Here is a 16037-nt window from a genome sequence, read left to right as displayed (position 1 = left end):
AAAAGCGCCGGACTTGCCGGCGCTTTTTCTTGGGAACTTACTGCCCGGTGGCTGCCGCCACTTCGGCGGCGAAGTCTTCTTCTTTTTTCTCGATCCCTTCGCCGAGAGCGAAGCGGACAAAGCCGGAAAGTTTGACTTCAGTGCCGATTTCCTTGGCAAGGCCTTCAACAGCCTGCTCGACAGTCTGATCCGGATTGATCACGAAAGCCTGTTTGACCAGCGTGACTTCCTCGTAGAACTTGCGCAGGCGGCCTTCCACCATCTTCTCGATGATGTTTTCCGGCTTGCCGGAATCGCGGGCCTGTTCGGAGAACACGGTTTTTTCACGCTCAACAACAGCCGGGTCCAGCTCATCGGTGTTCAGAGCCAGCGGGCTGGTTGCAGCAACGTGCATGGCGATCTGACGGCCAAGGGCGTTCAGCTTGTCCTTGTCGCCGGAAGATTCCAGAGCAACCAGAACACCAATTTTGCCGAGGCCATCGGAAACAGCGCCGTGAACGTAGGTGGAAACAACACCGTCGTTTACAGACAGGATCGCAGAACGGCGCAGGTTCATGTTCTCGCCGATGGTCGCGATCGCATCAGTGATCGAGTCGGCAACAGACTTGCCGCCCAGATCAGCTGCGCTCACAGCGTCTACGGAACCGTCGGTGCTAACAGCAACCTTGGCGACGTTGCCCACCAGCTCCTGGAAACCTTCGTTACGGGAAACGAAGTCGGTTTCGGAGTTCAGCTCGATCACAGCAGCTTTTGCGCCGTCAGCAGCCACACCAACCAGACCTTCAGCGGCCACACGGCCAGCTTTTTTGGCAGCTTTCGCCAGGCCTTTGGTGCGCAGCCAATCAACAGCTGCTTCCATGTCACCGCCATTTTCTTTAAGGGCGGTTTTACAGTCCATCATGCCAGCGCCGGATTTCTCGCGGAGCTCTTTTACCATCGCGGCGGTAATGCTCATCGATTGCCTCGTGGATGGGGGGTTTCAGATGAGACACGGTTTAGCTGATTGCTTTCCGCGCCTTTATGACGGGTGTGCAACAAATTGCGCCCCGCCGAACGAATTCAACAAGTTTCTGCCGCACAAAACCCGTGCGGCAGAAACAAAATCATTAAGCCTGAGCGGCAGCCGCTTCGGCTTCAGCCGGAGCTGCTTCTGCAGCAGCTTCAACGATCGCTTCTTCAACCGGAGCTTCTTCAGATGCACCGATGTCCATGCCGGACGCGCCCTGTGCGCGGGAAATACCGTCGATAGCAGCGCGGGCGATCAGGTCGCAGTAAAGCGAGATGGCACGGCCAGCGTCATCGTTGCCCGGAACCGGGTAAGTGATGCCTTCCGGGCTGGAGTTGGAGTCCAGGATCGCAGCAACCGGGATACCCAGACGACGGGCTTCCTGGATGGCAATCGCTTCGCGGTTGGTGTCGATGACAAAAATCAGGTCCGGGATACCACCCATGTCCTTGATACCGCCAAGGTTCCGCTCAAGCTTTTCGCGCTCGCGGTCCATGAACAGACGCTCTTTCTTGGTCAGAGCGTTTGCTGCGTCAGAGTTCAGGGTCTCTTCCAGCTTGCGCAGACGCTGAATGGACTGGGAAATGGTTTTCCAGTTGGTCAGCATGCCGCCGAGCCAGCGGGCGTTGACGAAGTACTGCGCAGAATTGCGGGCAGACGTTGCAACAGCTTCCTGAGCCTGGCGCTTGGTACCAACCAAGAGAACGCGACCACCACCAGCAACGGTGTCAGAGACAGCCTTCAGTGCCTGGTGCAGAAGCGGAACGGTCTGGGACAGGTCCATGATGTGAACATCGTTGCGTACACCAAAGATGTACTGACCCATGCGCGGGTTCCAACGGTGTTTCTGGTGACCAAAGTGAACGCCAGCTTCCAGCAACTGACGCATCGTGAAATCAGGCAATGCCATGCCTATAACTCCTGAGTTTTCCGGTTTTACCTCCGCAAGAGGTTTGTGGGCTGGAGGAGATTTTCCTTCAGCCACCGGATGGACACCGATAAGCTCAGTTTCCGCCCCTTGCGTGTGGAATGGGCGCCTTATAGTGGGAGAGAAATTTTATTTCAAGAGCCTGGCGCCGGTTTTATACGCAGAATCTTCGCCGCAATAGGCTATATTCGCCGAACCCACCCCGCCGCGGCTGCAAGTCCTTGCAAACCGCGCCTCCCTTGGCCTTTGCCCGCAGCAGCTGATCCCGATTTAGATGGCCGACCATATATAAGGAGAGTTCCATGGCAACCATAGGCATCAACCACCTCGGCCTGACGGTCCGGGATCTGGATCAAACAACCTCTTTCTTCTCAGAGTGCCTTGGATGGGAGGTGCTTGCCCGCGATGACAGCTATCCGCGCTCGACCGTTTCCGATGGCACCTGCCGTCTCACGCTCTGGCAAGCGGACAAAACCCAACCGATCACAGACTTTGACCGCAAAACCAACATCGGCCTGCATCATTTAGCCCTTGAAGTTGCCAGCAAAGACGAGCTGCTGACGATGGCGGAGACAGTCCGCACCTGGCCTGGCGTTGAAATGGAATTCGAACCAGAGCCCCTGTCCGGCGGCCCGCGTCATCACATGATGTTTTCAGAGCCCGGCGGAATCCGGCTCGAGATCATCTGGCCGGCCGGCTGACTCTTCAATGTGAATAGAAACACCGGTCAGGCCATCTGCACGTCGGTGACGCCGGGAACCGCCTTGAGGGCTCCGGCAATCTCCGGCGAGAGGCGGAACCGGCCGGGAAGTTTTACTTCGACTTCTCGGGCACCGTTTTCCAGAAGCACAATCACAGTCACATCGCCCTCTCCGCGCATGGTCAGCTGTTTGGCAAGACTGGCGATCGGCCGCTCGTCGCGGACAAAGACCCGCATGCTTTTTTGTAAGCGCGCAGCGACCTTGTCGATCGGGTCAACCTGTTCGATGATCAGGGACGGTTCATCGTCACGCATGTCGGCAGCAACCAGCACAACAACCGACCGGCCGGATTGCAGCACATCGCGAAAGTGTTCCAGCTTTTCGCGGAACAGCAGGGCTTCATATTGGCCGGTTGCATCGGAGAGCCGCGCAATGCCCATTCTTGTGCCGGATTTTGTCTTGCGTTCCTGCATGGAAATGACGGTTCCCGCCAGACGGCCAGCGGACGCGCCTTTCTTGACCGCTTCAGAAAACTGGGCCCAGGGCTGCGCCCGCATTTTTTCCAGAACCGAGGCGTATTCGTCGATCGGGTGGGCGGAGAGATAAAAACCAATGGCCGAATGCTCCCGCTGGAGCTTTTCTTCCGATGTCCAGCCATGGACATCATCCAGCTGCAAGGGCTCCTCACTATCAGAACCGCCGAACAGTTCGTCCTGGCCAAGCGTTTTATTTTCTTCCGTGCGCTGCGCCAGGCCCATCACCCGGTCGAGCCCTTCAAAGACCCGGGCCCGGCTTGGCTCAAGCTCATCAAAGGCGCCCGCGGCCACGAGATTTTCCAGCGTGCGTTTGTTGAGTGCTTTCGGGCTGATGCGGCGGGCAAAATCGCCCAGGCTCTGGAATGGAGTGTCGCCGCGGACCTCTACGATGTGTTCCACCGCCTGTTCGCCAACCCCTTTGACCGCCCCCATAGCGTAAAGGATCTTGCCGTCGGACACATCAAAATAGACCTGCGAACGGTTGATGGAGGGCGGCACCACCTCAATGCCCATACGCCGGGCTTCCTGGCGGAAATCGCCGAGTTTTTCCGTGTTGCCCATATCGAGGGTCATGGACGCTGCCATGAACTCAACCGGATGGTTCGCCTTCAACCAAGCCGTGTGATAAGAGACCAGCGCATAGGCGGCCGCGTGGGATTTGTTGAAGCCGTAGTTGGCGAATTTCGCCACCAGATCGAAGATCGTTCCGGCCTGGGTCTTGTTGATGCCGCGCTCCACGGCCCCATCGACAAAGCGGGCCCGCTGGACCTCCATTTCGGCGGCAATCTTCTTACCCATGGCGCGGCGCAGAAGATCCGCTTCACCGAGGGAATAGCCGGACAGAACCTGCGCGATCTGCATCACCTGCTCCTGGTAGACGATGATGCCATTCGTCTCCATCAGGATCGGTTCCAAGAGCGGATGCAGGCAATCCGGTTCCTGTTCGCCGTGTTTAACCGCGTTATAGACCGGGATGTTTTCCATCGGGCCCGGACGGTAGAGCGCCACCAGCGCAATGATGTCTTCAAAGCGGTCCGGTTTCATACCGGCAACGGCCCGGCGCATGCCCTGACTTTCCAGCTGGAACACGCCGAAAGTCTCGCCGCGGGTTAGAAGATCGTAGGATTTTTTATCGTCAATCGGCAGACCGGCAACATCAACGGTGATGCCGCGCCGTTCGATCAATTTGACCGCCGTGTCGATGACCGTCAGGGTTTTCAGGCCCAAAAAGTCGAATTTCACCAGCCCCGCATCTTCAACCATTTTCATGTTGAACTGGGCAACTGGCATATCGGAGCGCGGATCGCGGTAGAGCGGAACCAACTGTTCCAGCGGCCGGTCGCCGATCACCACACCGGCCGCGTGGGTCGAGGCGTGCCGGTAAAGACCTTCGAGCTTTTGCGCCATGCCCAAAAGCCGGTCAACGATCTCTTCTTCCTTGGCTGCTTCCCGGAGGCGCGGTTCATCTTCGATCGCCTGGCCAAGCGTCACCGGATTGGCGGGGTTCGCCGGCACCAGTTTGCACAGCCGGTCGACCTGTCCATAGGGCATCTGGAGGACACGGCCGACATCGCGCAAAACCGCGCGGGCCTGCAAGGATCCAAAGGTGATGATCTGGGCAACCTGCTGACGGCCGTATTTTTCCTGAACGTATCTAATCACCTCCTCCCGCCGCGACTGGCAGAAGTCGATATCAAAATCCGGCATGGAGACACGTTCGGGGTTCAAGAACCGTTCGAACAGCAGAGAAAACCGCATCGGGTCCAAGTCAGTAATGGTCAAAGACCAGGCCACCAGCGAGCCCGCGCCCGACCCACGGCCCGGGCCAACCGGAATGTCTTGGTTTTTGGCCCATTTGATGAAGTCGGCAACGATCAGGAAGTAACCTGGAAACTTCATCCGCTCGATGATGCCGGTCTCATAATCGAGCCGTTCCCAATAGTCTTTTTCTTCCAGTCCCGGCGCTAGGCCATGAGCATCAAGACGGGCCTGCAAGCCTTCGCGCGCCTGGCGTTTCAGTTCTTCCGATTCGGCGCGTTCGGCTTCTTCTGGGTCCGCATCCGCACCGGCAAACCGCGGCAGAATCGGTGCGCGCCGCATCGGCCGGAACGAACAGCGTTTGGCAATCTCGACCGTGGAGGCAAGCGCCTCGGGAAGATCGGAAAAGAGCGCGCACATTTCCGCCCTTGTCTTGAAATAGTGCTCCGGCGTCAGGCGGCGGCGATCACTTTCAATGATGACTCGGCCTTCGGAAATGCAGATCAGCGCATCATGGGCTTCATAGTCTTCCCGCTTTGGAAAAAACGCCTCATTGGTGGCAACCAGCGGCAGATCCATGGCGTAGGCAAGATCGAGGAAGGCCTCCTCGGTTTTCTTTTCACTGTCCATGCCATGGCGCTGAATTTCAACATAACAACGACCGGGGAACCCCTCCTTCAGCGTCTTTAAGCGGCTCTCGGCCAGATCCTTGCGCCCGGCCAGAAGTGCCGCCCCGACAGCCCCGAGACTGCCGCCGGTCAGGACTATGACATCTTCAGCCTTGGACAAGAGATAGCTGAGGGTGACATGCGGGCGCAGGCCTGTTTCCGTATCCAGAAATGCACGCGAGGTCAGCTCCATCAAGTTGCCATAGCCCGTTTCGGTCATGGCAATCAGAACAAGATCGGCGAGCGCCGGTTCACCGCGCCGGCCGCTGTCCAGACCGTCGTCAAAAAAGACGGACAGCTGACAAGCGGTTAGAGGCTGGATGCCTGCGCCCCAGGCTTTGGCCGAAAACTCCTGGGCACCAAAAAGATTGTTGGTGTCGGCAATTGCCAGCGCCGGCTGGTCGTCGGCCTTGGCCAGATCCAAGAGCTTCTTGATCGGCAGCGCGCCTTCTAGGAGCGACAGTGCTGAATGAACCCGCAGATGCACATAACCGGGCCCATTGCCCGATTGCATAGACGGGTTAGCAGCTGCGTCTTGAGCGCTGTTTGAATCAGTCATGGCGGCACCCTTGAAGGCCTACGCGAATCTTCGCTGTTAGTGAAACGCTTGCATCGCGTTTCGTCCAGCCGCCAGCGCGGTTGTCACCGCTGTTCTTTAATCAGCTGAAAACACCTTGACCAGAGCACGCCTGCTCAGACCTCTGTTTTTCCAACTCAGAATTGATCAGCCACATTCAAAATGCGGCTTTGGAAGACTGTCCGTCAGACCAACAGCCTGCCGGACTGGGTCGCATTTGCGGACAATGATCAGCCCGCAGACAGGATCACATCACCCCAGACCGCCAGGGTCACGCCAAAAGAAACCAGGGATGCCAGAGCAGCACAGTCACGCGCGAAATAGAACATCACTCACTCCAAACTTTCTTTCGATAAGCTAAACATGTTCCATTTATGTTCTTTTTGCAAGCCCTTTTTGTTCTCCTTGATCTGATTTGTATAAGACCCGCAGAAATCTTTGCGTTTTTGCTTTGTTCCGCCCCGCAAAGCTACGGTTTGAAATGCGGCCGATAGAAAAAAATCGTCTACTTGAGCGGTTGTACCAATCCGGCGGATAAGGTGATCGCCCGGTCCATACGGCCGGCAAGCTCTAAGTTATGCGTGGCAAAGAGTGTGGCCACACCAGACGCCCTAACAAGCGCAGACAGCGCATCAAAGACGTAATTGGCTGTCTTCGGGTCCAGGTTCCCCGTTGGCTCATCGAGCAACAGGATGCGCGGGGCATTGGCAACGGCCCGGGCGACCGCAACCCGTTGCTGCTCGCCGCCGGAGAGTTCTGATGGCCGGTGGCTGCCGCGCTCACCTAGGCGCATATAGGCCAGCAGCTCATCGGCGCGCTCAGCGGCAACTTTTTTGGAAAGACCGCGGATCATCTGCGGCATCATGATGTTCTCCTGCGCGGTGAACTCCGGCAGCAGATGATGGAATTGATAAACAAAGCCGATGTCGTTGCGCCGGATGGCCGTGCGTTCGTCGTCGGAAAGATCCGTGCAATTGACATCCCCCAGGAAAACATCGCCGGCGTCCGGCTGTTCCAAGAGCCCGGCAATGTGGAGCAAGGTCGATTTGCCCGTGCCGGAAGGCGCAACCAGCGCGACCATCTCACCAGCCTCAATGCGCAAGTTGGCACCATTCAGAACATGGAGTTTCTGTTCGCCCTCATCATACGCGCGTTCAATGCCTGCCAGTTCAATGGCAGCGGGTTTCAATCGCGGCGCTTGGCGCGGATCAACAGCTTGGTTCATCTGACCGCTCCTATTCATATCTCAGGGCTTCGACCGGATCGAGCCGGGCAGCCCGCCAGGCGGGATAGAGCGTTGCCAGAAGAGACAGAACCAAAGCCATGACCAGCACTGTGAGCGTTTCCCCGCTGTCAATTTCCGCCGGCAGTTTCGACAGGAAATAGAGTGTCGGGTCGAACAGTTGCGTTGCCGTCAGCCAGGAAACGAACTGCCGGATACTTTCGATATTGAGACAGACAATCAGCCCGAGGACAAACCCGGCCAGCGTGCCGACACAGCCAATGCTGGCCCCCGTGATCAGGAAGATCCGCATGATCGCTCCGCGGGTCGCGCCCATCGTGCGCAAAATCGCGATGTCGTGGCCCTTATCCTTCACCAGCATGATCAGCCCGGAAATGATGTTGAGTGCAGCCACCAGAACGATCAGTGTCAGGATGATGAACATCACATTGCGCTCCACCTCAAGGGCAGAAAAGAACGTGACGTTGCGCTGGCGCCAGTCGGTGACGAAGGCAGGCCGGTCGGCCGCATCCTCAATGGCGCGCAGCATGTTGCCGACATTGTCCGGATCGGTCACATAGACTTCGATGCCGGTCGTGATGCCGTCCATATTGAAATAGGCTTGGGATTCGGGCAGCGGCATGAATAGAAAAGTTGCATCATATTCGCTCATGCCGATCTCGAAGATCGCTGTCACCGGATAGGCCTTGAGCCGTGGTGTGACTCCCATGGGCGTCACACTGCCGCGCGGAGATATGATGGTGATGTTGTCGCCGAGCGTGATGCCAAGCTGTTGGGCCATACGGGACCCGATGGCAACGCCCTCGCCTGCGTCAAAGCCGTCGAGCGACCCGGCCCGCAAGTTGTTAGCGACCAGCGGCACCCGGCGCAGATCCCGTTCATAGAGGCCGCGCACCAAGGCTCCGAGGTTCCCAGCAGGACCGGATACAAGCGCCTGCCCTTCGACAAAGGGAATTGCACTAATGACATCAGGCACACCTTCCAGCCGCCCGGCAACCGCGTCATAGTCATTGAGCGGCTGATCGATCGGCTGGATCAGCATGTGGCCATTGATGCCAAGGATCTTGCCAAGGAGTTCAGACCGGAAACCGTTCATCACCGCCATGACGATGATCAGCGTGGCGACACCCAGCATGATGCCGGCAAAAGAAAACCCGGCAATCACCGAAATGAAGGTTTCTCTCCGGCGAGAGCGCAAATACCGGCCGGCTATCATCCATTCAAAGGGCGAAAAGGGGCGTGTTGGCTGCGCCATATCCCGGCTCGCGTTGTCGTCCGCAGTGTCTACCGCTGTCATAGTCCATCCATTTCCGCAACGCCCCGGCAGCCGCAGTTACCCGCGGCCGATTCCCCGCCCCAGAGGATCACCGGACAAGATCAGTCCGTCAATGCCGCGGTCAGCTTGTTCAAGGTTGCTTCCGGGGTCAGCATTTCCTTTTCCCCAGTTGCGCGGTCCTTGACTTCCAAAAGGCCGTCTTTCAGGCCACGTGGACCGGCGACGACCTGGAACGGCAGACCAATCAAATCCATGGTGGCGAACTTCGCCCCTGCCCGATTGTCGGTATCGTCGTAAAGCACTTCGATGCCCGCCGCTTCCAGCTTGGCATAAAGGTCTTCACACGCCGGGTCGGTCAGATCATCTCCCGGGCGCATGTTGATGATGCCGACATGGAACGGGGCGACTGATTTTGGCCAGATGATCCCGTTGTCATCATGATTGGCCTCAATCAAGGCGCCAAGAAGACGGGAGACCCCGACGCCGTAAGAGCCCATGTGAACCGGGACTTCCGTGCCTTCGCCGGTGGCAACTTTCGCGCCCATGGCATCAGAATACTTGGTGCCGAAGTAGAAGATGTGACCAACCTCGATGCCGCGGGCGGACACTTTCCCATCGTTCGGCAAGGCGTCAAATGCCTCTGCGTCGTGCATCTCATCGGTCGCCGCGTAGGGCGTTGTCCAGGAGGCGACAATCGGGCTGAGATCTGAGGAGAAATCCGTATCATCGGCCGGGATCGGCATTTCCAGAAGCGACTTGTCGAGAAAGACTTCGCTTTCACCGGTGTCAGCAAGAATGATGAACTCGTGGCTGAGATCCCCGCCAATCGGGCCGGTATCGGCTTTCATCGGGATGGCTTTTAGACCCATCCGGTCGAAAGTCCGCAAATATGCGACAAACATCCGGTTATAGGAATGGCGGGCGGCTTCCTGGTCGAGATCGAAGGAATAGGCATCCTTCATCAGGAATTCACGGCCACGCATGATGCCGAAGCGCGGACGGACCTCATCGCGGAACTTCCACTGGATGTGATAAAGGTTCAGCGGCAGGTCCTTATAAGAGCGCACATAGCTACGGAAGATGTCGGTAATCATCTCCTCGTTGGTCGGGCCGAAGAGCATCTCGCGCTCGTGCCGGTCGGTGATGCGCAGCATCTCCTTGCCGTACGCATCATATCGCCCGCTTTCGCGCCACAGATCTGCCGGCTGGATGGTCGGCATCAACAGCTGGATCGCGCCGGCCCGTGCCTGCTCTTCTTCGACGATCCTTTCGATCTTGCGCAAGACCTTCAACCCCAGCGGCAGCCAGGAATAGATTCCAGCAGACTGCTGGCGGATCATCCCGGCCCTGAGCATCAGGCGGTGGGAGACGATTTCCGCTTCTTTGGGAGTTTCTTTCAAGATGGGCAGAAAATATCGGGACAGACGCATTATGCACTCTCAGACTATGGGCATTGCCGGTTTTGTGCGCAGTCAAACCGCAAGCTGGGTTCAAACACAAGTCCAAACGCACTGTCTGGCTGAGTTTTGCAATATTTGCCTCTTTGACGCCCCAAAAAATGGCCACCTCCAGACATTAGCCAGCTCATTTCCGCCCCATGGAAATGGATTCAAATTCGCGATTTGCGACGCAAGGGAAATAGGCAAGCAAAAAAATTAGGCTTGGCACGACAAATAGGTGACAATGCTGAAACAATCAGCTAGGTTCCGTTTCCATAATAAAAAAGCCACGGCAGTAATGTCAGGAGCTTATGGACATCGCGGTCTGAGTCTTGGGAGGAAGGACACCAGGCGCGCCTTTACGGCAGCAGCCGCCCCGTCAAGCCGGAACACCGGCACGCGAGGGAACGGAGTCAATTTAGACGCGGAACTTTTTCAAGGCAGAGCTTTCAGCTCTGCCTTTTTTCTTTGCAAGTTTTTGGGATTGGGTCGCGAGAGATCCGAAAAATGGTCGAATCCAATCAAACATTATTTTGATAGTCACCTTATCGGATGAAAGGTGGATTGCAGAACCATTTGGTCTTGCTCGAAGGTTCCCTGCCCTTGAATGACGTGACCGGCAGGAACAGAAAGGTTCTTGGCAATACCAGAGCCTTTCAGGAGCCCGGCTCGTAAATCCGGATCCGGGTCTTCAAAGGAACTTCCGGCACCTAATACGCAGGAAATGACTGAGATATTTCCCAGGATCTGCGAACCATCTTGGAGCTCCGTTTTCCCGAACACAGATGGGTTGTTCAGGAAGCGGCCTTTGTTGCCTATCTGAATACTTGATCCCGGTTGATTGGTTTTTGCAGTAAAGCCGCCCTCGCCAAATTGATTGCCGTTGCCGATTCTGACTGAGCCCGCGCTGGCTTCAATCAAGGTTCCGGAATGAAACAGATTGCCATTGCCGATGACAATTTCAGCCTCACCTTCCGAACGCAAGGTGCAGCCTGGATATATGGTATTGCCTTCGCCGAGATGAACCCCATTGGAAATTAGAACAGAAAACGGATCCAGTATCCGGTTTCCGCGCTCGCCAAGAGCGACAGTCTCTTCAAGAGATAGAAACCCGGCAGCCTGCCGTGCAGCGTTGATGCTGCCGATCAAATCGAAGCTCATGCCGATGATCTCGCGTTATAAGAAATACCTTCTCAGCCTCCCGGCTTGGCGTAGCTGTCGCTCGGCGGCGTTAAAAATGGGATATCATCCAGCCCGAAACCGGAAGCCCGCAGATAATAATAGGCGGCAAACAAAGTACAGGTCACAACTGTCGTCAGGATAATAACGCGCAGCATCCGGGGGCGTTCAGGGGCACTGGCTTCGGAACCGGGAATCACCTCTCCGGCTTCTTCCTGCGTGCGGCGCATGCCAAACGGCAGCATCGCAAACAGAATGATCCACCACATCATAAAAAAGATTGCCAGGCTGAACGCCACCGACATGTGTTTACGCCTCTTCCAATTCGGTCAAGGTGCCCAAAAAGTCCTTCGGGTGAAGGAACAGCACCGGTTTGCCATGAGCCCCAATTTTCGGTTCGCCATTGCCTAGAACCCGGGCGCCCTCGGCCACCAGCTTGTCCCGCGCCGCGATGATGTCTTCGACCTCATAGCAGACATGGTGAATGCCACCGGACGGGTTCTTTTCCAGGAACTTGGCGATCGGCGAATCGTCTCCCAAGGGCTCAAGTAGTTCGATTTTCGTGTTCGGCAAGTTGATGAACACCGTCGAGACGCCGTGATCTGGCTGTTCTTCCTTGGCAGAGACATCTGCACCAAGGGTATCCCGGTAGGTCGCGGTCGCCGCTTCGATGTCCGATACCGCGATGGCAACGTGATTGAGCCGCCCGATCATATCAATTCCTCCACAAACACGGCGGTTCCTGTCTAATCAGTTCAACCGCACTAAATCTAAAGACGGGTCACCACCACCTTGCAGAGCGTCTTTTTGCCCCAGACGTTCAGAATTTCTGCGCGAGCCGCACGGCGAGCCGCTTCCGCAATCAAATCCTTGTCCTTGCGCCGGGCCTTCGGAATGCTGGTCACGGCGCCGACCACGGCTTTCGTGACAATCTCTTCCATTGGCTCGCCCTCGTCATCTGTGTCGGGCAGGCCAAGCAGCACCGCATGCGGATCATCCAAGAGCTCACCGGACCGATTGACCACCAGCGTGATGATCGCGGCACCGGCATAAGACAGTTTGCGCCGTTCACGCACACCGGTGACTTCCGGATCATCCAGAATGCTGCCGTCCTTGACCAGAATGCCGAACGGTGCCTCGTCAATGACTGCAGCCCGTCCGGCCACAAGGCGGATAATGTCCCCATTTTTGCCGCGGATGACTTCCGGAACACCCTGCTCCTTCGCAAACGCAGCATGAGCGGCAAGATGCAACGGTTCGCCGTGCACAGGAAGCACGACTTTCGGCTGTACCAATTTGTAGAGTTGCTTCAATTCGCCCCGGCGCGGGTGACCAGAGACATGCACCAGCGCATCCTTGTCGGTGACGATCTCAATGTCCTTGTCGGCAAGATTGTTGAGAACCGCTCCAACGTCTTTTTCATTGCCGGGAATGGTGCGCGAGGAAAAGATCACCATGTCGCCTTTGGTCAGCGCAATATTGCGGTGATCACCGGTGGCAATACGCGCAAGCGCCGCTCGGTTTTCCCCTTGTGATCCAGTGCACAGCAGCACGGCCTTATCCCGCGGCAAATAGCCAAAAGCCTCTTCATCGTGAAATGCTGGCAAGCCGTCGAGATATTCCAATTCGCTAGCAACCTCAATTGCCCGGTGCATCGACCGGCCAACCACAACAACGTCTCTGTTGTTAGCCTTTGCCGCCACAGCAATGGCACGGATCCGGGCGACGTTCGAGGCAAAGGTCGTAACCGCAACCCTGTTCTTTGCACCCGCCAACACCTTGGTCAATTCAGCAGCGACATCGGCTTCACTCGGGCTGACGCCGTCGCGCACGGCATTGGTGCTGTCGCAGACCAGGGCCATCACCCCTTCCCGGCCGAGCTCTGCCAGACGGTCCAGGTCGATTGGATGCCCGATGCCAGGAGACTTGTCGATCTTCCAGTCGCCGGTATGAAGCACCATTCCTGCGGACGTCCGGATTGCCAAAGCACAAGGCTCCGGAATCGAATGCGCCATAGCGACAAATTCAACATCAAACGGCCCGATCTGGTGCCGTTCACCTTGGCGCACGACTGTCACCGGCACTTCTTCAGCGCCCGGTTCACTTTCGGTCTTGGCGGCAAGCAAGCCTGCTGTAAAGGCCGTCGCATAAATCGGCACTTTCAAAAAGGGCCACAGATGCAGGATCGCGCCATAGTGATCTTCATGAGCATGAGTGATCACCATGCCGGCAATATTGTCGACCTCGTCTTCCAGAAACTTGATGTCCGGCATGATCAAATCGATGCCCGGCAGTTCGGGGCCTGCGAAGCTGACACCGCAGTCGACAATCAACCAGGTGCGGTTGCCTTCCGGCCCATAGCCGTAAAGGCCGAGGTTCATCCCGATTTCGCCCACGCCGCCGAGCGGCAGGAACACAATATCGTTTTTGTCTTTGGCCGAAGCCATCAAAATCTCCTACCCCTCTCAAGCATAGAGGGAACTGTCCGGCTGTTATTCGCCGGATAAAAATACATCGCCTGCATAAATGGTCCGTTTCCGGCCATCTGGAAGTTTTAAGACCAGGTGGCCGCGCGCATCCAGATCGTCAAATATGCCGGTAATCTCTTCCTGAGCGGCTTTGACCGTAATTTGCTGGCCCAAATGAGCGGCCCGTTTCAGCCATTGCCGGCGGATCCGGTCAAATCCGTCAGGTTGTTTCCATGTGGCCAGATAACTGGCCAGCGTCTCGGCGAGTGCTTCAAACAGCCGGTCAGCACTGATTTGATAGCCTAGGCTACGCAGGTCGGTGGCCCGGTAAAGCGCTGGATCTGGGTGAGAAACGCAATTGATGCCAAACCCCATCACTGCGGCCAAACGGCCATCTTCCAGTGTTTCGGCTTCCAGCAGAATGCCGGAGAGTTTTGCGCCTTCAACCAGAAGGTCGTTTGGCCACTTCAACGACACCAATTGGAATGTTCCGGCGGCCTTGTCAACGGCCTCGGCAAGCGCGACCGCAGAAATCAGCGGCAATTCGCCGATCCGGTCGAGCGGCGCTGGGTCAATCAGCAGCACGCTGGCAAAGAGGTTTCCATGCGGCGACTCCCATACCCGTCCCCTGCGGCCACGGCCAGCGGTCTGAATGCCGGCACGGATCCACAGATTACCGGGATGGCCGGCCGCAGCACGCTCAAAACAGAGCACATTGGTAGAACCAACCGTATCATGCGCCTCATAACGAAAATCCGGCGCTCCAGGCGCCGGACCTTCAAAACCTTGATGTGGTGTTTGACTACTCAATCGCTGGTGCCATCCATCAGAACAAAGACTGCGCAGCAGCTGTTGCCGCGGTCACAACCGGTCCAGGCATCACCCAGAAGAAGATCACGAACAGGCCAGAGAGCCCAAGAACGACCTTCAGTTCTGTCGGCATCGGCTGGAACGCTTCGGCCGGTCCATCGAAGAACATGACCTTGACGATGCGCAGGTAATAATAACAGCCGACCACAGACGCCAGAACACCAATAACCGCCAGCGGATAAAGACCAGCTTGAACAGCGGCGGCAAAAACGAACCACTTGCCGAAGAAACCGACCAGCGGCGGAATACCGGCCAGCGAGAACATCAAAAGCGCAAGAACCACAGCCATGGTCAAATTGGTCTGCGACAGACCTGAAAGGTCGGCAATCTCTTCGACCATGCCTTCCTTGCGGCGCATGGAGAGAATGCAGGCAAACACACCAAGCGTCATGCCGAGATAGGCGACCATATAGAAGATCACGCCTTCGACGCCCGTCTGGGTTCCGGCAGCCAGGCCGACCAGCGCATAGCCCATGTGGCCAATTGAAGAATAGGCCATCAGCCGTTTCAGATTGGTTTGACCAATCGCCGCAAAGGCGCCAAGCGCCATAGAGGCGATGGAAATGAAGACGATGATCTGCTGCCAGTCGCTGGTCACCGGATGGAACGCATCGATCACGATGCGCACCAGCATGCCCATCGCAGCAACCTTAGGAGCCGCTGCAAAGAAGGCCGTAACCGGCGTCGGTGCCCCTTCATAAACGTCCGGCGTCCACATGTGGAACGGCACCGCGGAAATCTTGAAGGCAAGGCCCGCCAGGATGAAGGTCAGGCCGATGATTACGCCAAGCGGCGCACCTTCATGGCTGAGCACCGCGGCAATCGAGGCAAACGAAATCTGACCGGAGAACCCATAGACCAGCGACATGCCGTATAGCAGCATGCCCGAAGACAAGGCGCCGAGAACAAAGTACTTCAAGCCAGCTTCCGTCGAGCGGACACTGTCGCGGTTGATGGCAGCAACCACATAGAGCGACAGGCTCTGCAGCTCCAGGCCGAGGTAAAGCGCGATCATGTCGTTGGCCGATAGCATCAGCATCATGCCGAGCGTCGCCAGGACGATCAGGATCGGATATTCGAAATGATCGAACGACTGGCTCTTTGCATAGGCCCAGGACATGGCAATGGCAAAAAACGAGCCGACCAGCACAATCAGCTTCAGGAAGTAGGCGAAATCATCCAGAATGAAGGATCCGCCAAACGTCTCGCCAAAGTTCGGAACCAGCAGCAGCACGAGGAACGTGCCGCCGAGAAGCCCCATCGCTCCGCCGAAGACTGCGTAGCTGATGTTCCGGCCGCCAAAGGCACCGATCATCAATAGCACCATCGCTCCGAGCGCCAGGATGATTTCCGGCATCGCCGGCATGAGATCTGGCAATTGGGTCATA

Annotated in this window: 13 protein-coding genes; 1 reads left to right on the top strand and 12 read right to left on the bottom strand. The window is 57.0% G+C overall.

Annotated elements, in window-relative coordinates; genetic code table 11:
- Positions 1 to 37: 37 nt before the first annotated feature.
- Positions 38 to 955, bottom strand: coding sequence for a translation elongation factor Ts (tsf, locus tag ACOOFE_RS10735; protein WP_420414908.1), 918 nt, complete (start codon positions 953 to 955; stop codon positions 38 to 40).
- Positions 956 to 1106: 151 nt separating this feature from the next.
- Positions 1107 to 1916 carry a 30S ribosomal protein S2 gene (rpsB, locus tag ACOOFE_RS10730; RefSeq protein WP_141186436.1) on the bottom strand — a complete coding sequence of 270 codons (810 nt, stop codon included), beginning with the start codon at positions 1914 to 1916 and terminating at the stop codon, positions 1107 to 1109.
- Between the two features lie 320 nt (positions 1917 to 2236).
- Between rpsB and ACOOFE_RS10725 the strand changes: the two genes are divergently transcribed.
- Positions 2237 to 2635, top strand: a complete 399-nt coding sequence (locus tag ACOOFE_RS10725) for a VOC family protein (RefSeq protein WP_420414907.1) — start codon at positions 2237 to 2239, stop codon at positions 2633 to 2635.
- 26 nt (positions 2636 to 2661) lie between these two features.
- Here ACOOFE_RS10725 and dnaE read toward each other — a convergent pair whose 3' ends face one another.
- The 10 genes from dnaE to nuoN all read right to left on the bottom strand — a co-directional run bounded on the left by dnaE (position 2662) and on the right by nuoN (position 16036).
- Positions 2662 to 6111 (bottom strand): DNA polymerase III subunit alpha, encoded by a 3450-nt coding sequence (gene dnaE / locus ACOOFE_RS10720; protein ID WP_420415563.1) that lies wholly within the window; start codon positions 6109 to 6111, stop codon positions 2662 to 2664.
- A gap of 568 nt (positions 6112 to 6679) precedes the next feature.
- The gene (locus tag ACOOFE_RS10715; protein WP_420414906.1) at positions 6680 to 7399 is read right to left on the bottom strand and encodes an ABC transporter ATP-binding protein; all 720 of its coding nucleotides are present in this window, start codon (positions 7397 to 7399) and stop codon (positions 6680 to 6682) included.
- A 10-nt stretch (positions 7400 to 7409) separates the two neighbouring features.
- On the bottom strand, positions 7410 to 8714 hold the full coding sequence (locus ACOOFE_RS10710) for a lipoprotein-releasing ABC transporter permease subunit (RefSeq protein WP_141186431.1): 1305 nt from the start codon (positions 8712 to 8714) through the stop codon (positions 7410 to 7412).
- Positions 8715 to 8794: 80 nt separating this feature from the next.
- Positions 8795 to 10123 carry a proline--tRNA ligase gene (proS, locus tag ACOOFE_RS10705; protein ID WP_420414905.1) on the bottom strand — a complete coding sequence of 443 codons (1329 nt, stop codon included), beginning with the start codon at positions 10121 to 10123 and terminating at the stop codon, positions 8795 to 8797.
- Between the two features lie 549 nt (positions 10124 to 10672).
- Positions 10673 to 11293, bottom strand: a complete 621-nt coding sequence (locus tag ACOOFE_RS10700; RefSeq protein ID WP_420414904.1) for an AraC family transcriptional regulator — start codon at positions 11291 to 11293, stop codon at positions 10673 to 10675.
- Positions 11294 to 11325: 32 nt separating this feature from the next.
- Complete coding sequence (locus tag ACOOFE_RS10695; protein ID WP_420414903.1) at positions 11326 to 11616, bottom strand: DUF1467 family protein; 291 nt, start codon at positions 11614 to 11616, stop codon at positions 11326 to 11328.
- A 4-nt stretch (positions 11617 to 11620) separates the two neighbouring features.
- Positions 11621 to 12025 (bottom strand): methylmalonyl-CoA epimerase, encoded by a 405-nt coding sequence (mce, locus tag ACOOFE_RS10690; protein ID WP_420414902.1) that lies wholly within the window; start codon positions 12023 to 12025, stop codon positions 11621 to 11623.
- Between the two features lie 56 nt (positions 12026 to 12081).
- Positions 12082 to 13758 (bottom strand): ribonuclease J, encoded by a 1677-nt coding sequence (locus tag ACOOFE_RS10685; RefSeq protein ID WP_420414901.1) that lies wholly within the window; start codon positions 13756 to 13758, stop codon positions 12082 to 12084.
- A 45-nt stretch (positions 13759 to 13803) separates the two neighbouring features.
- Positions 13804 to 14589 carry a biotin--[acetyl-CoA-carboxylase] ligase gene (locus tag ACOOFE_RS10680; RefSeq protein ID WP_420414900.1) on the bottom strand — a complete coding sequence of 262 codons (786 nt, stop codon included), beginning with the start codon at positions 14587 to 14589 and terminating at the stop codon, positions 13804 to 13806.
- A gap of 16 nt (positions 14590 to 14605) precedes the next feature.
- Complete coding sequence (nuoN, locus tag ACOOFE_RS10675; protein ID WP_420414899.1) at positions 14606 to 16036, bottom strand: NADH-quinone oxidoreductase subunit NuoN; 1431 nt, start codon at positions 16034 to 16036, stop codon at positions 14606 to 14608.
- Position 16037 lies beyond the last annotated feature (1 nt).

The organism is Roseibium sp. (genome assembly GCF_965216085.1).
In the GTDB taxonomy this organism is placed as follows: Bacteria; Pseudomonadota; Alphaproteobacteria; order Rhizobiales; family Stappiaceae; genus Roseibium.
Note: the sequence above shows the minus strand (reverse complement) of the source record. Positions and strands in the feature narration are given on the sequence as shown.